The following is a 22,300-nucleotide window of genomic DNA, read 5'->3' as shown; positions in this document are numbered from 1 at the left end:
ATGGTTTGTTGTTTTGTCTAACTATAAAATAAAAAAGGCGAAATGTCGTAGACAATTCGCCTTTTCATCATTCAGTTAAACTTAGAACGTGTATGTTGCTTTTACGTAGTAGAAACCACCGTTGATACCCATTGGCGAAGTTTCGTAGTACTTACCACCCCATTGGTTGTTCACTAAGCCATTCCCAGCGAAATCAAGCTTTTCTGCTTCTTGGTCAAACAAGTTTTGAGCACCTGCAGTTAAACTAATCTCGTCTGTTAGGAAGTAGGTGAGTTCTGCGTCTAATGTCACCGCCGCATCAGCTGTTTTTGCCGTTGCGTCGTAATCTACGTGAACGCCTTGGTATTCACCAAAATAGTTAGCACGAATAAAGCCAGATACTTTATCCCACTGTTGAGACCAAGTTAATGTCGCACGGTGGTTTGGAAGATCCTCTTCAAGACGTTTAACCTTGAATTCACCAGTAATAGCTGAGAACTTATCCACTTTCGTGTCGTTCCAGTTATACGCTAGCGCGAATGTACCATAGCCACCAAGCATGTCCATTGAGTAGTTCGCTACAACGTCCACACCTTGCGTCGTTGTGTCAAAGTCGTTAGTGAAGAAACTAACTTGCGCAAGACCATCTACGTTTGGCACACCAGCAGCTTTAAGCGCTGCTTTATCTGCAGGGCTTAACTCAATCTTGTCTGATTGGCTGATACGATCTTCAACTTGGATGTTGTAATAATCAACCGTGAAGAAGAAACCGTCATTTTGGTAAACCGCACCCATTGTGTAGCTTTGTGACTCTTCAGGTTGCAGTTCTTTACCACCAAGTTGAACAGAAATCGGGTTCGTTGGTGGAAGTAGCGCAGAGTCAACCAATACACCGCTGCTTAGGTTAGTTTGAACGTTGGAAACGTTCGCTTGACCAACCGTTGGTGCACGGAAACCTGTACTCACGGAGCCACGAAGTGCCAAGGTATCTGTCGCTTGGAATTGAGCTGTTACCTTATAGTTTGTTGTTGAACCAAACGTATCATAATCTTCAAAACGAAGTGCCCAGCCCATCAAAAACTCTTCAGTAAACGGCGTTTCAATATCTAGATACGCTGCATAGTTACGACGCGTGTATTCACCCGCATCTGAAGGTTTGAAACCAGGGAAGCCATTTGAACCGATACTAAAGCCTTGAGTGTATAAATCACCCACTTTGAACGAAGATTCATCACCTGAAAGTACTTCAAATGTTTCTTCATGCCATTCAAGACCACCAGCAACGTTAACATCGTAGGCTAAATCAAAATCGTAGCCTTTTGACACGTCAAAGTTAAAGTTTTTCTCAAGTTGAATGTACTTACCTGGGCTGAAATCACGTGGTGTGTCTGGACCCATTGAAGCATTAAGCGTGTTGTAGATTAGGAAACGAGCTTCATTTCGACCTACCGAGCCACTCAAATCGTAGTAACCACCAGATAGGAAACCCGACTTAAATTCACCTTTTACACCCATTGTTAATGAGGTATCAGTGATGTTACCACCGAATTGTGGAGTGAAACCGCCTGGAAGCATTTCATTGAAGGCAAAACAGTTACGACCAAGCTCTGTATCAGCCGCAATTAGTTGGTAAGCAGGGTTGTCTGCTAGTGGACCGCCATCTAAATTCACAACTGGACATGTGATACCTGTGCCTACGCCATCAAGATCACCAACAAGTAAAGTTGCGCCATCATCATTTGAATAAACGCCTGGACGAGTTTGAGGGTTACGGTAGTAGAAACCACCTTTAACATCACGTTCAGAATAGTTACCAAACATGTAGAACTGAGTATCGTTGTCTAAATCTAAGCCAACGTTACCAAACAATGTAACGTCATCTTTGACTTCTGGCGCACCCCAAATCTGTGCAGGATCTGCAACTGGAACGCCTTGTGACGCGAACTTAGCCGCATCTGGGCGTTGCACAGAACGACTTGTTGCATCTGAGTTTTTGTATTGGAAGCTTAAGTTTGCAAAGCCCTGATCGGTAAATGGTAAACCGACGTTACCTTCGTAAGTCGTCTGCGCACCATCGCCTTCGTAATATTCGCCATGCTTGACTGAGAAACTGCCGCCTTCAGAGTTATCTTTAAGTACGAAGTTGATAACACCAGCAATTGCATCAGAGCCGTATTGTGCTGCTGCGCCATCACGTAGTACTTCTACTTGTTTCATTGCAATCCCTGGGATCACAGAAATATCTGGACCTTGCGCACCATCGTTAATACCACCGCCAAGGAACGCGATTACTGATGCGCGGTGACGACGTTTACCATTTAATAGAACTAGCGTGCTGTCTGATGGCAAGCCACGAAGGTTGGCTGGGCGGATAAGGGACGCCGCGTCACTGATAGGGTTTTGGTGTACGTTTAGCGAAGGTACTGAACCTTTCAGCATTTCAAGCATGTCATTGTTGCCTGTTTTGCTAAGTTCTTCACCACCGATAATGTCGATTGGTACTGGTGAGTCACCTACTGAACGAGGTGCCGCACGTGAACCTACAACCGCAATTTTTTCTATGTCTTTGGCTTTTTCACCGCCATCTTCGGCTGCCATTGCGTTTGTAGAATACATACCGATTGTTGCAGACGAGGCAAGTGCAAAGCTAATTGCGCGCTGCAATTTACTAATATTATGTTTCATCCTGTTTTCCCCAGTTATATTTGTTGTCATAATGAAAACACAAAACCAAATATGTTATGCGCATTCCGTTTTGTTATACACACAGTTAACATTATGTGCAATCACTAAATTCGTCTTTTTTTCTAACGTTTAGACCAATTTAGCATTCCGTTTCAATTTTGTGGAAATGAACAAGTTCAGGCGTTGTTCACTCAAATTGGGTATTTTGAGGATAGAATATTCTGGAGATACCGCAAATTCTGAAACCAAAATTAAGATTTTTTGGCTTTTTGGAATTATCTTCTTTTTGCCAATAGGTAGTATCCGAATATGCGACTATAGGCAAATAGTTTTCTACACGGCTATTTGCTAAAATGTTTCATCAATACTGATAAGGTTTATCACCACATCGTTTATGAGATTATATCGAGTTGTACATAAAGCACCTTTGAGAGTGGTGAAAATTTCAAAAAAACGTCAACAGTTAAAACTACGACGTGCGCTTATCTTGTTAAAACTCGCATTGCGTCAGGAAAAACAAGAAACAAAGCAGATGCTCGAAATTTATAAACGTTACTCAGTAGGACAAGCCGACAAACAAGAATTAAAAATTGCCCATGCCCAATTTTTTGACCTGTTGAAAGGGTTAGGTTTAGGTGTATTTGCAATTCTTCCTTTTGCTCCTATCACGATTCCAATCATTGTTAAACTAGGCCAATGGTGTGGAGTAGACGTATTGCCCAGTGCTTTTTCGTTTAAGAAAGATAAAGACACATCTTCAAGAAAATAACGCAACACCGTATTTTTTGGCATCGCTTATTTCAAGCCGGCTCTTCATTTTGAATAGCATTGTTTGATATGCTCAGAACAATAGACTTTTAACACTAAAGAGGCATTCATGAGTCAATATTTAGTAAAATCAGGGAAGGCAACGCCACTTTATTTCGTTGCGAAAGACGAATTGGGTTCTTGGCTCGAAGCCCAGGAGAGCTTCACCCAAACTTGGATTTCGCAATTTACCAAGTCAAAACAAAAAGTATTTCATGTGCCTTCTGTAGCCACGGGTGAGCTTGATAAAACGATAGTTGTTGCAGATAACCTCGACGATATGTGGGTTGCAGGCGAGTTGGCTCAACAATTGCCAAAAGGAATATATGAGGTTCAAGGGACCGATGAGTTAGTTGAGCGTGTTGCCTTTAGTTTTGTGATGGGGGCATACCAGTTTGGTGTATACAAATCGTTGGATGTGATTGAAGCTAAGCTGTTAATTGAAAACAGTGCCATCTACGACAAAGTTATCCTGCAGACTAGCGCACTTTTCTTGGCAAGAGATCTTGTAAATATGCCTGCGGCAGACATGATGCCACAGCACCTAGCGGAAACAATGGAAGAACTTGCACAAACTTACCAAGGTCAATTTAGCCAACTTATTGGTGACGAATTACTCGAACACAATTATCCGACCATCCATTTAGTTGGTCGTGCGAGCGATAATAAGCCTCGTTTGTTAGATCTTTCATGGGGTGACGAACAGGCACCTAAACTTACATTGGTTGGCAAAGGTGTATGCTTTGACTCTGGCGGTCTCGATTTAAAACCAGCTGCAGGCATGCGTAACATGAAAAAAGACATGGGTGGGGCGGCACACGTAATTGCCCTTGCTCAAATGGTCATGGCTGCGAAATTACCAGTGCGTTTACGAGTATTGGTTCCTGCGGTGGAAAATGCGGTTTCTAAGAATGCATTTCGTCCAGGGGATGTGGTTAAAACCCGTAAAGGTATAACCGTTGAGATTGATAATACGGACGCGGAAGGTCGTCTTGTACTTTGTGATGCTCTCGCAGAAGCTCAAGCTGAAACACCTGATTTGATCATCGATTTTGCTACTCTAACAGGCGCTTGCCGAGTTGCGCTTGGAACAGAGTTGCCGGGCTTTTTCTCTACAGACAAAGCCGTTGCAGCAGGCATTATCGACGCAGGTGAAAACCTGCAAGACCCAGTTTGGCAACTCCCTTTATTTAGCCAATATAAGGCGTTATTCAAAAGCGACGTTGCAGATATGGCGAACTGTGGTACAACACCTTTTGGTGGAGCAATTACCGCAGCATTGTATTTACAGGAATTTGTCGAGCCTAAAACCACTCCTTGGGTTCATTTCGATGTTATGGCTTGGAATTTACGTCCTTTACCTGGTCGTCCTGTAGGGGGAGAAGCATTGGGTCTTCGCGCCGTGTTCCGTTATTTAGAATCACGATATAAATAGCCGTTTAAATAAATGCCTGCATAATGCAGGCATTTATATTACTCAACTCAATTTGTTTTTTGATTGTTAGCTGAGAATTGTTTGACCCAATAAAACAAGTACATCATAACTAGTTTCGTTACCGCACTGGTGCAAGCCAAAACCAAAAATGGCCACCCTTGTATTAGTGGCATAGTAAGCGCAAATGCAATGGTAGAGATGTCCATCAATAAAATGTACTGACTCATTTTAAGATTGATTGCGCCAGTAGAGCGTGATTTTATGATTTGGATAAATTGATGCGTGTAACCTTGCGCTATTAATAGGCTTGCCACAATGATTAGGCATGTCGACAATCGTCTCCCTTCATCAATAAACGTCACATTAGATGTAAGCGCGAGTAGTCCACCGCATAAAAAGAACCCACCCAGTAATGAGCTTACTTTCGAGTAACGTGTTTGCCGGTCTCGGTAAATTTCAACCAAAATCAGCCACGTAAGAACACTTGCTAGAAGGCGCGGCCAAGCAAGAAAATGGTTAATCGGTTCAATGAAAATCGCGTACAGATAAAAAGAAAAATAGGCAATAAAAGAAACAGTAAATTGATTTACCGAAAGTACTGCAGTGGGATTGTCCTTATGATTTACTTGACGATCGTAAATTGATTTAAGTTGAAGGAGTACTCCATAAGCACTCATCATGATGAGTGCAGCATTAATTGATCCTAAAAGTGTATAAAGCATAAAGTTTAAATGTCGACAATGCGTGTGTTTATTTTAACTTTAACTTGGTTTAAAGCAATATTCCTTGTAAAATGTCGACAATAAGTGTTGTTTATGAACTGTAAGGACTAGATTCATGGTAGTGATTGTTACTGGTGCAAGTCGAGGAATTGGCGCAGAAACAGCGAAGTTACTTGCTCTGCGAGGTTATAAAGTCTGTGTGAACTACCTACGCGATCATGCAAGTGCGCAAAGAGTTGTGAGTGAAATAGAGAAATCAGGAGGTGTTGCAATAGCTTGCCAAGCAGACGTGTCTTCTGAACAAGAGGTCCGACGATTGTTTGAAACGACCGAAAAAAAACTAGGTCCAATTACTCATCTTGTTAACAACGTTGGTAGACTGACTCATCAATCACAGTTAAAAGACATGACACTCGAACGGTTTGAGTGGGTTGTTAAAGCAAATGTCGCTTCATGCTTTTTGTGTACCAAAGAAGCTCTTCACCGAATGGCGCGCGGTGGCGCAATCGTAAACGTCTCATCTCTCGCTGCCGTAACGGGTTCTCCTTTTGAATATGTAGATTATGCAACGAGTAAAGGGGCAATGGACACCTTGACAAAAGGGGTGGCAAAAGAAGCGGCTGAGCTTGGTATTCGTGTTAACGGAGTACGTCCTGCATTTATCGAAACGCAAATGCATGCTGATGGTGGCGACCCAGATAGGGTCGCTCGTATAGCAAATAACATCCCCTTGAAACGAGGAGGAAAACCTATCGAAGTCGCTTATGCAATCGCTTGGTTGTTGTCAGATGAGGCGAGTTTTGTGACTGGTACTTTTATCGACGTAGCGGGTGGTGCATAGAGTCATTTACGTTTTTAATAAACAAGCCGCGGTCCGCGGCTTGTTTATTAGATTTAACTGTGGATTTATGCTTTAGGAATATGTGCAAGAATACCGCAAAGTTGTTGCCAATATTGACCTACAGATTTAATCTCTACTTTTTCTTCAGGTGAATGAGGAAACTTGATTGTGGGGCCAAAGCTGATCATATCCATTGCAGGATAAGGCTCTTTGAATAAACCGCATTCTAAACCTGCATGAATGACCATTATATGTGGCTTGTATCCATAGGTTTGCTCATACATGTCACGGAAAATATGCAGAATTTTGGACTCTGGGTCTGGCTTCCAACCTGGATAAGCACCTGAAAATTGGATTGATGCGCCGGCAAGCGATGCAATTGAAGTCAACATGCCTTCGACATCTTGGCGGCCAGAATCAATTAGCGAACGTATCAAGCACAAAATCTCGATTTGTGATCCTGTTGTGGTAACAACGCCCATATTTAATGACGTTTCCACTACACCTTTAATGTCATCACTCATTCGCACAACACCATTTGGACACGCATTCATAAGGGCAAGAACGGTGCTCTGACTTGCTAAACTCATGACATCTGGCGTCGCTGATTCTTCACTTGCTGTGAACTGAATGTTTTTCTCAACGGCCCCCAATTCTTGAGTAACAAGAGCGGTATATGCGTCCATTGCTACACGTAATGACTCGACCAACTCAGCTGGTATTGCTATTGTCGCATACGCTTCACGAGGAATTGCATTTCTCAGCGTACCACCTGAAATAGAAACAAGACGAAGTGCCTGACTTAACTGACCGTGAGCCAAAAACCGAGCGAGCAATTTATTGGCATTGCCTCTACCTGTGTGAATATCCACACCAGAGTGACCGCCGCGAAGTCCTTTGAGTGCTAACTTGTACGTTACGTAATTCCCGCTCAGTGTTTCACGTTCTACAGAGAGCTTCAGCGACGCGTCAACGCCACCAGCGCAACCCATGTAGATTTCACCTTCTTGTTCTGAGTCGGTGTTTAAGAGAATTTTGGCATCTAGGTATCCCGCTTCTAACCCAAATGCACCGGTCATACCGGCTTCTTCGTCGATCGTAAGCAACACTTCAATCGGACCGTGAGGGATGTCAGATGAATCCAAAATCGCAAGACATGACGCCATCCCAATACCATTGTCTGCGCCTAACGTAGTACCTTGTGCAGTGACCCAGTCACCATCAACGTAGGCTTTAATAGGGTCTTTAACAAAATCGTGATTGGTATCGTCGTTCTTTTGCGGCACCATGTCGATATGCGCTTGAAGAGCCACGACTTGACGATCTTCCATTCCCGCGGTTGCTGGTTTCTTAATGATTACGTTGCCAACACTATCACGTGTTACGAATAGATTTTTGCTTTTTGCGAACGCAATTATGTGTTGCGCGAGTGCTTCTTCATGCTTTGATGGGTGAGGAAAAGAACAAATCTCGCTAAAAAAGCGCCAAATTGGTTTTGGTTCTAATTGAAGTAAATCTTGGTAGGGTTGTGACATCGTGATTCCCGTTTTTTGGTGTTCTCGTAAGAATGGCCTGATTCTACCATCCATTACGAGAACACCAAAGGGAATGCGATTAAGCTTCTTTACACGCCGAAACAGAATGCGCGATTAATTCCAATCCCGTTTTGTCACATGGTGGGAGCGAAGCACTGGGTGGATTAATTGGTGTTACACGATTGCCCCATTTGATGTAACTTGCAGCCCACGTCAGTCCCGCACCAAAAGCCGCAGACATAATATTTGACTCCGGTTTTATTAAGCCATTTTCGACCGCTTCACATAGCGCAATTGCAATGGTTGCTGCCGACGTGTTGCCATATTTATCAATGTTCACCATGACTTTTTCATCTTCAATGTTCAATTTTTGTTGAATCGCTTGAATGATACGTAAGTTCGCTTGGTGAGGAACAAGGACATTTATATCCTCAAGACTTAATTGTGCTTGAGAAAGAACGTCATCACACGCTTGGCTCATGCCTTTCACTGCACGTTTGAATATTTCACGACCTTCAAACATTAAGTCAGATGGGCCTATTGGCTCATATTTATTTAAGTCGGTACCGCAGTTTGCAATATGTAGAATATTGCGGTCTTCCGTATCGCAGCCAATTTTACTGGCAAGTAAGCCCGATGGCTCATCAGACGCTTCTAATACAACTGCGCCTGCACCATCACCAAATAGCACAGCACTGTCGCGCTTTGCCCAGTTTACATACCATGTCATGCGTTCAGCTGCGATGACTACTGCACGCTTGATCATACCTGTACGAATTTGTGCCGTAGCAAGTTGCATTGCGTACAAGAAACCGGAACAGGCCGCATTTGTATCACAGGCAGCCGCACCTACAGCACCAATGTTTTTTTGCACTAAAGAAGCCGTATTCGCTACCATTGTTGAGGGTGTACAGGTTGCAAGTAATACGAGATCAACGTCTTTACCTTCAATACCAGCACAATCAAGTGCATTTTGAGCCGCAACCGTCGCAAGCTCTGCCGTTGAAACATGGCTTACGCGACGAGCACGGATCCCGGTGCGGGTTGAGATCCATTCGTCGTTTGTCTCAACGATTTGGCTAATTTCATCATTCGTAATGCTTGCTGGTGGAATGCATTTACCCCATCCAGTGATCTGTGCGTACTTCATTGTGTTCTCTTTATGTTGTCAGACCAGTTAAGGTATTCGCGACGTTATAACAAAGTTGCTCACGAATTTCCAGTTGAGTGTAAAACTATAGTCTTGCTTCATGAACTTCGATAGTCTAACTTATGGACAATAAAGCATAATTTTGGAAATTATCGGTGCACAGTAAAATCACTGCTCAGTTGTTAGCTCATTTGATTGACCAGGAAAGGCAATTGCTTGAGCCGGAAGTGCGCTCCGATCCGAACGCTCTAGGTGCATTGTTAGACGACGAGTTTTATGAAATATCGGCTAACGGATTAGTCTTCAACAAGCACCATGTTTTAACCCGATTACCAAAGGAAAAAGTGCCGCAATTTTACAATCAACAATTCACTGGAAGAATGTTACATGAACACATAGTCCAATTGAGTTATCGAGCGGCATATCGATCGACTGCGCGGTCTGAGTTTCACTTTTCGATGCGTATGTCACTTTGGCGTTTTAAAAACAACCGTTGGCAACTTTACTATCATCAAGGCACGCCTTGCCCCGCGTTTTCGCTAAAACTAGACGATTAATTGATGTAGGGCATCAGCAACTATCTTAGTTCGGATATAATAACCTTTTTGTAAAGCGGCCTACTTATGATTGCTTTTTCGCCTAATTCTACTATTGGCAAATTGTTACTGTTGCGGACACTTGCCATCGTTGCGCAGTTAATTGCGTTACTCGTCAGCGTGTTTTGGTTAAAGGCTGAAATCTCGCTGCTTCCTGCTTTAGTCGTCATTGCTATTGCGTCTGTGTTTCAACTCGCCAGTGTTTACGCTTACCGTAATCATACTGAAGCCAATCCCCCAGGTATGTGGATGCAACTTGCGGCAGATGTGGTCTTTCTTACGCTACTTTTGGCGTATACAGGCGGTGCAACAAATGCATTTGTGTCATTGTTGTTGTTACCCATCGTGATCGCGGCAATAACGCTTAGCTTCAAATCAGCATGTTTGATTGCATTGAGTGCGATGGCGAGTTATTCGTGGCTACTTTGGAAAATGCCAGCACAAGGGCATCAACATGACATGACAACCCACTTTCAGGCAATGTGGATTAACTTTGTATTCAGTGCAATAGTCATTGTTTGGGTTGTGTCCTCTATGGCGGATAAAATTAAAGAAAAAGAGCGTCGCTTGGCTCAGTCTCGAGAACAACAATTGTATCAAGAACAGCTTGTCGCGCTTGGTGCTAGTGCAGCTCAAGTTGCACACCAATTAGCTTCTCCCGTTGCAAACTTGCACTTGCTTCATGAGGAGTTAACGGAGGAGCATCCTGACGATTTGGTGCTTAAAGAAATGGAAAAACCGTTAGAGCAATGCCGCCAGTTACTAAACGACTTTAGGACGCAAAGTCAATATTTGCAGAAACACGACAAAGCCACGCCAATTCACACGCACCAGCTAGTACGACAGCTAAAAGAACTATTACAGCTAGAATACCCGAGTGTGCAAATTGAACATACGGACGATGGCATGCCTACTGAAGTATTAAACGATCCTATGCTTTTGCCAGCATTGCAAAATATTGCGAATAATGCGGCACGTGCATCTACGTTAAATCATATCGATAGAATAACACTTTGTTCTTTACGACAGGAACAGCACTGGCATCTTTCTATCGCTGACTTTGGTAGAGGTTTTAAACCTGAACAACTTTCGCAAATAGGGTTGAAACCTCAAACGAGTGCAGAGGGATTTGGCGTAGGCCTGCTGCTTACTCAAATCACAGTTAATCGTTTGGGTGGCCAATTTCTCGCTGAAAATTATGAACATGGTGCAAAAGTCACCGTTACTCTCCCTGTGAGGCATATATAGTGAATGTAGTGATAATTGAAGATGATGAAGCGTTGAGTATGACGCTCGCCAGACGTTTGCAAAAAAACCAATGTGAAGCGACGGTTTTTTCCGAAATTGCACATCATTTTGATGACATTGTCGCACTGAAACCTGATGCTATTTTGCTTGATATGAAACTTAAAGAACAAACGTCGATTGTTTCCATTCCTGCTCTTCGTGATAGCTTGCCTGATGCCCGTATCGTTGTTCTAACGGGGTATGGCAGTATTGCAACAGCGGTAGAGGCTATACGCAAAGGAGCGGATGATTACCTAACTAAGCCTGCGGAATTTCAATCTATTCTAGCGGCATTGCGAGGCGAAAGTGTTGATACTACGCCAATTGAAATTGAAGTGATGTCACCTGATAGACTTGAGTGGGAACATATTCAAAGAATATTGGCAGAAAACGAGGGCAACGTGTCACAAACAGCAAGACAGCTCAATATGCATAGACGAACGTTACAAAGAAAGTTACAAAAAAAGCCTGTTTTGAAATAAACCCTTTTGCAACCCGTTCTATTATTGTCTAAATTGAAATAAAAATGAATGGGCGAGATATGGGAATAGACTATTTAAATTGGTTTGCGGTATTTGTTGCTGCAGGGTCTTCGTTCCTCCTTGGTGGGATTTGGTATTCTCCATGGCTTTTCCAACGAGCGTGGATGGAAGAGTGCGGTCTGACAGAATTAGATTTAAAACAATCGGATGCAAAAAAGACTTTTGGCGGTTCGTTTTTATTAACCTTACTGGCAAGTGTCATGCTAGGTATCGTGCTTGGTCCGGAACCGCAATTAGGTAAATCGGTTTTAACAGGGCTCATTATAGGCGTTTGTTGGGTCGCATCTTCATTTGGTGTCAGTTATTTATTTGAACAGCGCTCGCGCAAGCTGTTTCTAATAAACGGTGGGTATCACGTATTCCAGTTTATTACGATGGGTTTGGTCATTGGTTTGTTTGGTTAGAAGGAGCTGCAAGGTAGAAGGAGCTGCGCTTGCTACTTGACGTTTCGATTGACGTTAACACACAGGCTAAATGAAGGACGTCATTTTCATTTTCCCTTTCACTCAGTACAATGTATGCCAACACGATTTTCTGAAGTAAAGTCAGAATTGCGCTTTATGGCCAAACAGTCTTGACTGGCTCACTATCAATATTTTATCCATGTCTAAACCAAATAAAACAGGACCGACGAGAACGGTCGACATCATCTGTTCTAAATGCAAGACCTTGTTGTTCGTATACCGTAAAGGAGGAAAGGGCGCGTTGATTAAATGCTTTATTGAACGAATCAATGCATCCTACGCAGTTGCTTATACCAAGTGTCCCAACTGTGATAATGAATTCGGTCGTATGGCGATGATTCGTGGTGTGCCAGCCGTTAAGATTATTGGCAACAAAGCTCGGATGGATTGAACTCGTTGCGTTCACTAATCTTAACGCTCAACTCTTGGGAGTTTTTTAAAGGCTTCGCAAATTAACTAAAGCGCAGATGCGGACATAAATCCTGTTACCCTCGAGTAACTTTGCTATGATCGGTCGGTTTGCTGTTTCAAAGACTGAAAATAACCCTCCCCAAGGATACGGGCCAGCGTGTTTGGGTTTAGCATAATCATTAGGACAAAAACATGATTGCGTTGTTGTTTGATATTGTAGGTATGACAGGTACTTTCCTTGTTGTTGGCGCGTTCTTCCTTCTTCAACTTGGAAAAGCAAGCCCTGAAGGCTTGTTGTATAACATGATGAACCTGAGTGGTGCCATTTTGTTGCTAATCAGCCTATGTTACAACTTCAACTTGGCAAGTTTTGTCATTGAGCTTTTCTGGATTGCGGCTTCGTTAATTGGTTTGTACAAGTACATAAAATCTAAGCGAACTTTAGCTGTAAATTAAGAGAATTCCTCGCAAAAAAATTTGCCAATGGCCAACCACGCGTTATTCTATTTAATAATAGTCGTGTTTGGCCTTTCAAGTAGGCCTCAATAAAACAAAAAGAGTAGCCTATGTCGTTTTCTCGCAAACTTTTCGGGTTCTTATCCATTGTCAGTGTCCCTTGTTTTGCGACGACTTCAACATCCCAAGAAGATCTATTTGAGCTGAGTTTTGAAGAACTGCTTGATGTCAATATCGAGCTTGCGACAAAAACGGATGAAACTCGCGCTTCGGTACCTTCCAGTATTACTGTCTTCAATAAACAACACATTAAACTGCTTGGTGTAAAAAGTGCGTATGAGCTCATGAATTTTGTACCCGGTTTTCAAAATACACGTGGAGATTGGGTTGGAGCAGTGCCAAAAGAACATACTCGGGGGATTTACCTTGATAGCGGTAATGTTCTTGTCATGATTAATGGGCAGCGACTCAACGAGTCTTCATTCGGTAAGGCCTCAGTTTATACCCCATTTATTCCCGTTGAAATTATCGAACGCGTAGAGTTTATTCGTGGGCCAGGTTCTGCTTTGTACGGCAGTAATGCGTTTCTTGGTGTGATGAACGTGGTTACGAAAAAGAAAGACAATGAGTTGACATTGAGTGTAGGCGAACATGGTTTTGCGCAAGTGGCTTTGAGTGCGATTACTGAATTGCAAAATGACATTAGTGCCTACTCCAATATCGCCCTCGTAAAACAACGTGGAGAAAACTACTTTAACGGAGAGGTCAAAGACCCACTTAGAAGCCAATTTATTGAATTAGGTCTTCGTAACAAACGGTTTGACCTAAACTTTCGCCAAAGTGTAAATGAATTAAATGAGTTTATTAATCTTGCGGGTGTAAGCCCTAATAACCGCCATAAAAGTGAAAATCGATCTGTTAGTATTGTTTATCACTGGATCACTGATGATGAATGGAATATCAGTTCACGATTATACAAAGTAACGCATGAGATCAACAGCGCAGGATTAATTGCGCCAGCCGAGGTGTTGCCTGCAGGCGATTTTTATGTCGGACCAGCATGGCAGTCGTCGGATCTTAACTTTGTTACCGATTTTGCATGGCGCTACAGTGATGCAACTAATGTAAATTTCGGCATCGAAATATCGCGCGCGAAGCAAACCGAAGCGGATATTTACACCAGTTACTTCGATTATGTACTCGGTGACACGTATATCGTGCCAGATGCCTATCTTGGCGAAATTAGAACGGTCACAAATTACGCCCGTTTTCAGCCATTGAAACAAGATTTTAATTCGAGTGCGGTGTATACGCAGATTAAACACAAATACAGTGACAATTTGACATTCTTTTTCGGCGCGCGATACGACTATGTCCAAGACATTGATAAGAAGCTGTCGCCTAGAGTGGCCGCAATTTATAACGTAAACGACGAACATACGCTGAAACTTCAATATGGGGAATCGTTTAGAACACCGGTAAGCAATGAACTGAATTCAAATGACGATGTGACAATTGGGAATTCAGAACTGAAATCGGAATCTATAAAAACCACTGAGTTAGTTTGGCACTGGCAAACTGACCAGAATCAAATCGACGTCGTTTTGTTCAACAATGACTTAAGTGATTTCATCAACTTGGTTCCGATTGATGTTGTTGGTTCGCGTTTTCGATTCGAAAACGAATTCAGCACCAGTATGCAAGGCGTTGAGCTTAACGGTAACGTGACATTGACCAATGAAAGCTGGTTTGAATTTGGTTATACGCAGCTGTTTGATGAACCTTTTAATCCAAGTTTTAAGCGTTTTGCGGTGGCAGCATGGAAACAACAAATTGGTGAATTACAGGTCAGTTTAAATGCAAACTGGCGTGATACCGTGGATGTACCAGGAATTGGTGTTCATTTTGTGCAAAAGGCTTATGTGATTTTTGGTTCAACTTTTGTGTGGCAACCATCCAGCGAGCACCAGTGGCGTTTAGAAGCGCAAAACCTGTTAGACAAGCATTACAATGTGTTTGACCCTAGAATGCCAACCGGAGAAGTGCCGGCTGCGGGTAGGCAAGTTCGTTTTAGCTACTCATGGAAGTTTTAGTTTTCACGTGCGTTGTGTAATGTCGAATTGAATTAGACATTCGTTAAAAATGCAGTGAACGAACACCTCTGTATAATGAACAAGACTGGAGAATAGCTCGTTCGACAGCTCTTACCAATTCCCCGAAGATTGATTTTGTCATACAAAGCTTCTAACCTCCGAGTTTGATTTGAAATGGAAATAAAAATAAGAGTATGGAATCAAAAAACAATTTCTATGTTCAACTACTGTGTTTGTTGCTCGGCCCTCTTAGTTTGGTTTTTACATTGGTAGCTGACGCGCCTGAAGGTATGGCTGACATAGCGTGGAGGACGACAGGTCTGGCATTGTGGATGGGCATTTGGTGGGTAAGCGAAGCAGTTCCCATTCCTGTCACTTCTCTTTTGCCGCTAGTGGTCGCGCCGATGACAGGCATTGCATCGATTTCTTCTGCATCAGCAAGTTACTCGCATCCACTGATATTCCTGTTCTTAGGCGGATTTTTGCTTTCTATTGCCATGGAAAAGTGGTTATTACATCAACGTATTGCTCTTCACACGATGGTTCGAAGTGGCAACAATCCTGCGTTTCAAATACTCGCGATGATGACCGTCAGTGCTGGGTTATCAATGTGGATTAACAACACTGCGACGACTTTAATGATGTTGCCTATTGCCTTGTCGGTCATCCATGTTCTAGAACAAAAAGGGGTCGATGTAGACAATTATGCAAAGTCTTTACTGTTGGGTATTGCTTATAGTGCCAGCATAGGTGGCGTAGCAACCATCATTGGGACGGCACCAAATGCGCTCATGGTCGCGTTTCTTGCCGATTCATATCACATAAAAATTGGCTTTGCAGAATGGATTACAATGGGACTCCCATTTGCGATTTTGCTTGTATTGATTGGTTGGTGGTGGTTGACCCGTTTAGCTTTTCCATTATCGGGCTACTCGAAAAGTTGTTTTGAAACCAACGTGTTTAAACGACAGTTAATCGATTTGGGCCCCATGCATTTTGCCGAAAAACAGGTACTGTTCGTGTTTCTATTCGCTGCAATTTCGTGGGTTCTACGGCCTTTGTTAGTCAAATGGACAGGGCTCGCGATAACGGATACGGGCATCGCTATGATGGCTTCATTGTTGTTGTTCATTCTACCATCGGACAAAACTTTTCAACAACGTGTGATGTATTGGCGCGACGCGCAATCTGTACCTTGGGGGATTTTATTGTTATTCGGCGGAGGTTTATCGCTCGCAGCACAAATTAAACAGTCAGGCCTTGCGAATTACGTAGCACAATCGTTGTCGCAACTCGATACGATGCCTGTTGTGGTCGGCATTATTCTAGTGACGACGTTGATCACTTTCTTGACCGAAATTACGAGCAATACGGCGACGGCGGCAGGCTTCTTACCGCTACTTGCGCCAGTGGCTATGGAGCTAAGTGGTAGCCCTCTCATCTGGGTAATACCTGCCGCAATGGCTGCGAGCTGTGCCTTTATGATGCCGGTCGCCACTCCACCTAATGCCATCGTGTTTGGCTCTGAAAAGCTGACCATACGAGATATGGTCAGAGCGGGTTTTGCGATGAATATTATTGCAATCACGGTCATTTCGATGCTCACTATTTTTGTTGCAAGCAACGTATTTGGCTTCGATGTATAACTTATTTAAGGAACCTGAATTTAGAAAAGCGACTACTAAATGGGTCATCGCACTTATTTGGTTGACGTTTTTGGCAATCGTCTACTGGGTGGGTATGAGCATTGATAAACAAAGGGAATTGTCGCTCGGTATTACGAATGGTGAAAAGCTGTCTAATTATTTTAATGATGAATTTCAACACTTTTCAGTGGTGCCAAAGTTAATTGCCGAAAACGAGCACGTACTGCAATTTATTGCGTCACCTAAAAAAGATACACGTGATTCCACCAACGTGTATTTGCAGGATATACAAAGAGCATCAAGCGCATCCGATGCCTATCTCTTGGATAGTAATGGCGTTGTTCTCGCCAGCAGTAATTTTAAATCGGATCACTCCTATGTTGGTAGCGAGTATAGTTTTCGACATTACTTTGTAAATAGCCGTACGCAGGGACATACATTGGAGTTTGCTGTTGGGCTTCGGTCTAATTTGCGAGGCTTTTATTTTGCCCAATCAATTACTCAAGCGGAACAATTCGCTGGAGTAGCTGTTATCAAAGTGAACGTCAATCAGTTTGAAACAGATGAAGCGCAGTTGGATACGGGAGAGAGCAGCCATTTTGCGATTGTGAGTGAAAAAAATGAAGTTTATGCTTCGGATGTTGAAAGTTGGCGACTGCAAAACAAGCCCGAGTTTCTCGAAATATGTTTGAATGAAAAAAATGCACCGCTTTGCTATTTAAACATTGAAGAACGTCGCTATCTTTCGTTTGCTTTTCCACTGCTTGGATTAAAGGCGAAACTCGTGTACATGCGGGATATAACTGATTTACCGAAAGCTCAGTGGTCAAGGCTTGGTATAGCAACGCTCATATTTATTGTCTTTGTTTGGCTCGTCCGTTCTGTCTATATACGTGTGACACAGTATCAACGTTTAATAGCAGGTCGTCGGGATTTAGAGTTAAAGGTGCAAGAACGTACGAAAAAACTCGAACAGACCCAAGCGGCATTGATAAGAGCAGCAAAGCTTGCAACGATCGGTCAGTTGAGTGCCAGTATTAATCACGAAATTAATCAGCCGTTGAGTGCGATATCAACATACTTAGCCAGTACCAAACGATTGATTATCAAAGCTCAGTACACAACAGCGTTAGAGAATGTGGAGTTGATAGAAGGGCTAATGGGTCGCGTAAGTCGTATTGTGACGCAACTAAGGCAATTCTCTCAGACGACAGAGAATAGAATGCAATATTTTGAGTTGCAGCCACTCATTCATAATGCGTTAGTCATCGCTGGCCCAGAGTTAAAACGCTGTGAAATTGATACTCAAATCAACGTAACACCAGCAATGGTGTGGGTTGACCCATTTAAATTTGAACAAGTGCTTGTAAATCTTTTTACCAACGCAGCCCAAGCAATGGAAAAAAGTACCGTTAAAACGTTGTGCATAGTCTCTGAGCAGTTTGATAGCAAAGTGAAGCTATCGATACAAGACTCTGGGCCTGGCATTGAACAACATCAACTTTCGACGATTTTCGAACCCTTTTACACAACCAAGTCCGGCATTGGATTGGGACTAGGTTTATCTATCTCGAAAGAGATTATACAGTCCTTCTCTGGCATTTTGACGGCACAAAGTAACTCAAAACAGGGGGCTGAATTTATAATAACCCTCAATGGAAAATCGGTTTCGTAAACCACAGCGCCAATCAAAAAATAACGTAGGCAAAAAGAATGAACAACATTGTGATCATTGATGATGAGCAAATTATCCGAGATTCGTTAAAGCAACTCTTTGAATTGGAAGGCTATCAGGTTGAATGTTTTGCTTCGGCGAGTGTGGCGCTTTCACGTATAAATAGACGTTTCGAAGGCGTGATTGTCTGTGATATCAATATGCCTCAAATGGACGGCCTACGTTTTTTAGCCTCAGTCAAACAGTTTGATTCCGAGTTACCCGTCGTTTTCCTAACAGGATTTGGCGACGTGGGGATCGCAGTTAAAGCGATGCAAATGGGTGCATATGATTTTTTTGAAAAACCCGTTTCTGAACCACTCCTAGATTGTTTACAGCGAGCACTAGAGAAGCGCAGATTGGTTATGGAAAATCGCGCACTGAAGAAGACTTTGGCGTCAAAGTCTGCCCCAGGGGTGAGAATTTTGGGTAATACGCATTTAATGAAGGCGATGATAGAACAGCTTGATGCGATCGTAGATACACCCGTTGATGTATTAATAGAAGGGGAAACTGGCACGGGTAAGGAATTGGTTGCTCGTTATCTTCATGACCACAGCCCGCGGAGCGAGGCACATTTCGTCGCAATTAATTGCGGTGCAGTTCCGCTTGAACTAATAGAAAGTGAGCTGTTTGGTATTAAACGCGGAGCATTTACCGATGCGAAAGAAAACCGCGTGGGCAAGTTTGAATATGCCCAGGACGGCACGCTTTTTCTGGATGAGATCGAAGCCATGCCACCGAGTATGCAAGTTAAATTGTTGCGAGTGCTGGAAGAAAGACGTGTTACACCGGTTGGAAGTAATGATGCAGTTGAGCTTGATGTTCGTATTGTTGCAGCAACGAAAGTGGATCTTCAAGGTTTAGTGAATTCAGGCGATTTCAGAGCCGATTTATACTACCGATTAAATCTCGTGAAGATCCCAATACCTGCGCTTCGCCATCGCAAGGATGACATTCCAATTTTGTTTAAACACTTCAGTTCGATTGCCGCTAATCGTTTTCATCGCACCTATGAGCCATTGAACACAGATTTAATGCATAAACTACGGGAATACAATTGGCCTGGAAACGTCAGGGAGTTACGTAATGTGGCTGAGCGTTCGGTGCTTTTAGGTCAGCAAAACGCGTTACAACAATCTTCAAACGCCAATGACGACTTTTCCATCGATCTTAGTCTGGCAGAGAAAGTAAATTTCTACGAGCAAAGCCTTATAGAAGAAGCCTTGTCGCGTACCCAAGGAAGCATAAAAGAGACCATGGACATTTTACAACTCCCTCGAAAAACACTGTATGACAAGATGACGAAGTATGGTTTATCGAGAGCTCGCTTTATCGATACACAAGAGGGTGAATAAAGTGACAAAGCCTGCAAAATGTGTGTGGAAATCCACACACTTCAACGTAATACTCGCCATATCAAAACTTTAACTGTCTGATATAACTCTGTTTTTATGGGTGGCAAAAAAGTTGCTCATGTTCTCTCAATATAATAACAATTGGGAGCAATAGGATGACAACAAATAAAATTGCCAAGGTTCACTGGATAATCGCCTCCACATTAATGGTGCCAATGGTAGGGCATGCACAAGAGTACCAATTTTATGGCAAAGCAGAAGTTCAGATAGTGCACACCGATAAAGGCTTACTTCGATATACCGAAAAGGGTACACAAATCGACGCGCCTTTTTCACGTATCGGTATTAAGGGCAAGCATCAGCTACAACCGCAATTGAATTTGGTCTATAAGTACGAAGTTCAAGTAAAAGGGTTTGAGCAAGACGACACAAATAATCCTTTCGCTGCTCGTAATACCTATTTAGGCGTACAAAGTTACTTGGGTACACTGCTGGTGGGACGCAATGATACTCGATTTAAATATAGCGAAGGGAAGTTCGATCTATTCAATGAAACACAAGGTGATATTGCGCAAGTCATTGCTGGCCAAGATCGTATAGGTGATACAATAACTTACGTTGCACCAAAGTGGTATAATACCGAAATTTCAATGACCTATGCTCCTAAAGACGATGCGGACAGCCAACAAAGTGGGTATGCTATTACGGCGATGTATGGTGATAGAAGTTTGCAAACATTACCCTACTCGGTTGCGGTATCTCATGTTGATGGATTGAATAATTTGGTTGCAACCCGAGCTATAGGTGTGATGCAAGTGCAAAAATGGCAGCTAGGGTTACTTTGGCAAAATGCTAAAAATGTTGCAGAAACTAAGTCTGGGCATGCATTTGGTATGAGTGTTTATTATCAAAATGATGCATGGCGTCCAAAGTTGCAGTGGCTACGCGATACCAGTGAATTGAGACACCAAGGCACCACGACTAATTACAGCGTGGGACTTGATTATGTGTTTGATAAGTCGACGAACGCCTACATTATGTTGAGCCGGTTATCACTCGAAAGCAATTCAGATGTTAGTACTGCTGTTGGCTTAAAGTATTTATTTTAAAGGAACAATAATGTTAAAAAACAAACCTTTAATGAGCAAAGAAAACATATTATTGTTTCTCGGTCCTCTCATCATGCTTCTTAGCTGCATCGTAGAGCCCAAATGGGGCATGAATGAAACTGCGTGGAAAACCGCAGCGCTTGCCTTTTGGTTGGCCTCTTGGTGGGTGAGTGAAGTAGTGCCCATTCCTGCGACTTCTTTATTGCCTTTGGTTATTTCACCTTTGGTGGGCATTGCGCCAGTAAACACCGTTGCATCGCCTTACGCACATCCCCTGATTTTCTTATTTCTAGGCGGATTTATTTTATCAATAGCGATGGAAAATTGGGGGTTACACAAAAGAATTGCACTAAATACAATGCTAAGGGCGGGAAAAAAGCCCAGCTTGCAAATTCTTGCCATGATGATAGTTACTGCTTTCTTATCAATGTGGATGTCGAATACCGCCACAGCGGTAATGATGTTACCTATCGCGCTCTCAGTGATAGGGTTGGTTAAAGCAAATAGCAGCAAAGGACAAGAATATTCTAAAGCGTTGCTGCTCGGTATTGCTTATGCGGCAAGTATTGGTGGAATCGCAACGCTAATAGGTACGCCACCGAATGCACTTATGGCAGCGTATCTTGCTGACAGTTATAAGATAGAAATTGGTTTTGCTACGTGGATGATTGTCGGCGTGCCTTTGTCGGTAGCGATGTTAGCTATTACGTGGGTTTGGCTTACGAAAATCGCGTACAAAGTAGATATAGATAGGACAGACTTTAACACCAAAGAGGTGTTCACTGATCAATTGGTAAAACTGGGAGGAATGACCAAAGCTGAAAAGGGTGTATTGGTGGTATTTGTATTTGCAGCGCTAAGTTGGGTATTTCGTCCTATTATTGCGTCATCTACTGGGCTTGCGATAACCGATACTGGCATCGCGATAGCGGCGGCTATTTTGCTTTTTGTTATGCCCAGCTTTGATAAAGACCAGCCAAGACTGTTAGATTGGGATCATGCGGCTAAAGTACCATGGGGTATCTTGCTACTGTTTGGTGGCGGTTTGACCCTTGCGGCACAAATTAAGTCATCAGGCCTTGCTGATTACATCGCACATATGTTGTCAGGTGCCGATCAAGTACCGCTGGTTTTGAGTGTGCTCATTGTTGCTGGGCTGATTACCTTTTTAACAGAAATAACAAGTAATACGGCTACCGCAGCAGGTTTCTTGCCTCTATTGGGGCCTGTAGCAGAATCCCTCACGGGTACTCCGCTTGTATGGGTTATCCCAGCGGCGATAGCAGCAAGTTGTGCATTCATGATGCCTGTCGCAACACCTCCGAATGCGATAGTTTTTGGTTCAGGCGAAATAAATATGAGAGATATGATAAACGCAGGCTTTGTACTAAATCTTATCGCTATCGTCTTAATTACACTGATTACAATGACGATTGCAGCGACACTTTGGGGTTTCTAATTATCAACCAC

19 protein-coding genes are annotated in these 22,300 nt (G+C 42.9%); 15 read left to right on the top strand and 4 right to left on the bottom strand.

Features of this window, described 5'->3' with window-relative positions; all coding sequences use genetic code 11:
* Window positions 1-81 precede the first annotated feature (81 nt).
* Window positions 82-2,664, bottom strand: coding sequence for a TonB-dependent receptor plug domain-containing protein (locus NI389_RS20865; protein WP_308363463.1), 2,583 nt, complete (start codon window positions 2,662-2,664; stop codon window positions 82-84).
* A gap of 394 nt (window positions 2,665-3,058) precedes the next feature.
* Between NI389_RS20865 and NI389_RS20860 the strand changes: the two genes are divergently transcribed.
* Both NI389_RS20860 and NI389_RS20855 read left to right on the top strand, forming a co-directional pair.
* The gene (locus NI389_RS20860) at window positions 3,059-3,433 is read left to right on the top strand and encodes a hypothetical protein (protein WP_208845347.1); all 375 of its coding nucleotides are present in this window, start codon (window positions 3,059-3,061) and stop codon (window positions 3,431-3,433) included.
* Window positions 3,434-3,541: 108 nt separating this feature from the next.
* Window positions 3,542-4,906, top strand: a complete 1,365-nt coding sequence (locus tag NI389_RS20855; RefSeq protein ID WP_308363461.1) for a leucyl aminopeptidase family protein — start codon at window positions 3,542-3,544, stop codon at window positions 4,904-4,906.
* A gap of 47 nt (window positions 4,907-4,953) precedes the next feature.
* Here NI389_RS20855 and NI389_RS20850 read toward each other — a convergent pair whose 3' ends face one another.
* Window positions 4,954-5,628: a hypothetical protein gene (locus NI389_RS20850; RefSeq protein WP_308363460.1), complete on the bottom strand. Its 675-nt coding sequence runs from the start codon at window positions 5,626-5,628 to the stop codon at window positions 4,954-4,956.
* 115 nt (window positions 5,629-5,743) lie between these two features.
* Between NI389_RS20850 and NI389_RS20845 the strand changes: the two genes are divergently transcribed.
* The gene (locus tag NI389_RS20845) at window positions 5,744-6,469 is read left to right on the top strand and encodes an SDR family oxidoreductase (protein WP_308363459.1); all 726 of its coding nucleotides are present in this window, start codon (window positions 5,744-5,746) and stop codon (window positions 6,467-6,469) included.
* 65 nt (window positions 6,470-6,534) lie between these two features.
* On the opposite strand, the gene NI389_RS20840 is transcribed toward NI389_RS20845, so the two are convergent.
* Together NI389_RS20840 and NI389_RS20835 are read right to left on the bottom strand one after the other, a co-directional pair.
* On the bottom strand, window positions 6,535-8,004 hold the full coding sequence (locus NI389_RS20840; RefSeq protein WP_308363458.1) for an aminoacyl-histidine dipeptidase: 1,470 nt from the start codon (window positions 8,002-8,004) through the stop codon (window positions 6,535-6,537).
* Between the two features lie 79 nt (window positions 8,005-8,083).
* A complete protein-coding gene (locus NI389_RS20835; protein ID WP_308363456.1) occupies window positions 8,084-9,154 on the bottom strand; it encodes a ketoacyl-ACP synthase III in 1,071 nt (356 codons plus the stop codon).
* A 155-nt stretch (window positions 9,155-9,309) separates the two neighbouring features.
* Here NI389_RS20835 and NI389_RS20830 point away from each other — a divergent pair, with 155 nt between their 5' ends.
* The 12 genes from NI389_RS20830 (at window position 9,310) to NI389_RS20775 (ending at window position 22,289) form a co-directional block, all read left to right on the top strand.
* Window positions 9,310-9,711 (top strand): nuclear transport factor 2 family protein, encoded by a 402-nt coding sequence (locus NI389_RS20830; RefSeq protein WP_308363453.1) that lies wholly within the window; start codon window positions 9,310-9,312, stop codon window positions 9,709-9,711.
* 66 nt (window positions 9,712-9,777) lie between these two features.
* Window positions 9,778-10,998: an ATP-binding protein gene (locus NI389_RS20825; protein WP_308363451.1), complete on the top strand. Its 1,221-nt coding sequence runs from the start codon at window positions 9,778-9,780 to the stop codon at window positions 10,996-10,998.
* Window positions 10,998-11,519, top strand: coding sequence for a response regulator transcription factor (locus NI389_RS20820; RefSeq protein ID WP_308363450.1), 522 nt, complete (start codon window positions 10,998-11,000; stop codon window positions 11,517-11,519). Before NI389_RS20825 ends, NI389_RS20820 begins: the two co-directional genes overlap by 1 nt.
* Window positions 11,520-11,578: 59 nt before the next feature.
* Window positions 11,579-11,983 (top strand): DUF1761 domain-containing protein, encoded by a 405-nt coding sequence (locus NI389_RS20815; RefSeq protein WP_308363448.1) that lies wholly within the window; start codon window positions 11,579-11,581, stop codon window positions 11,981-11,983.
* A 199-nt stretch (window positions 11,984-12,182) separates the two neighbouring features.
* Window positions 12,183-12,434 (top strand): hypothetical protein, encoded by a 252-nt coding sequence (locus NI389_RS20810; RefSeq protein ID WP_308363447.1) that lies wholly within the window; start codon window positions 12,183-12,185, stop codon window positions 12,432-12,434.
* Window positions 12,435-12,646: 212 nt separating this feature from the next.
* The gene (locus NI389_RS20805) at window positions 12,647-12,910 is read left to right on the top strand and encodes a CBU_0592 family membrane protein (RefSeq protein ID WP_308363445.1); all 264 of its coding nucleotides are present in this window, start codon (window positions 12,647-12,649) and stop codon (window positions 12,908-12,910) included.
* A 110-nt stretch (window positions 12,911-13,020) separates the two neighbouring features.
* Complete coding sequence (locus NI389_RS20800) at window positions 13,021-15,003, top strand: TonB-dependent receptor plug domain-containing protein (protein ID WP_308363444.1); 1,983 nt, start codon at window positions 13,021-13,023, stop codon at window positions 15,001-15,003.
* A 194-nt stretch (window positions 15,004-15,197) separates the two neighbouring features.
* Window positions 15,198-16,649 carry an SLC13 family permease gene (locus NI389_RS20795; RefSeq protein WP_308363443.1) on the top strand — a complete coding sequence of 484 codons (1,452 nt, stop codon included), beginning with the start codon at window positions 15,198-15,200 and terminating at the stop codon, window positions 16,647-16,649.
* Window positions 16,642-18,324, top strand: a complete 1,683-nt coding sequence (locus NI389_RS20790; RefSeq protein ID WP_308363442.1) for an ATP-binding protein — start codon at window positions 16,642-16,644, stop codon at window positions 18,322-18,324. The genes NI389_RS20795 and NI389_RS20790 overlap by 8 nt, the downstream gene beginning before the upstream one ends.
* 38 nt (window positions 18,325-18,362) lie before the next feature.
* The gene (locus NI389_RS20785) at window positions 18,363-19,721 is read left to right on the top strand and encodes a sigma-54-dependent transcriptional regulator (RefSeq protein WP_308363441.1); all 1,359 of its coding nucleotides are present in this window, start codon (window positions 18,363-18,365) and stop codon (window positions 19,719-19,721) included.
* 155 nt (window positions 19,722-19,876) lie between these two features.
* Window positions 19,877-20,830: a porin gene (locus NI389_RS20780; RefSeq protein WP_308363440.1), complete on the top strand. Its 954-nt coding sequence runs from the start codon at window positions 19,877-19,879 to the stop codon at window positions 20,828-20,830.
* Between the two features lie 10 nt (window positions 20,831-20,840).
* Complete coding sequence (locus NI389_RS20775; protein ID WP_308363439.1) at window positions 20,841-22,289, top strand: SLC13 family permease; 1,449 nt, start codon at window positions 20,841-20,843, stop codon at window positions 22,287-22,289.
* Window positions 22,290-22,300 lie beyond the last annotated feature (11 nt).

It is taken from the genome of Pseudoalteromonas xiamenensis, from assembly GCF_030994125.1.
Classification (GTDB): domain Bacteria; phylum Pseudomonadota; class Gammaproteobacteria; order Enterobacterales; family Alteromonadaceae; genus Pseudoalteromonas; species Pseudoalteromonas xiamenensis_B.
This window is presented reverse-complemented; position numbering and strand designations above follow the sequence as displayed.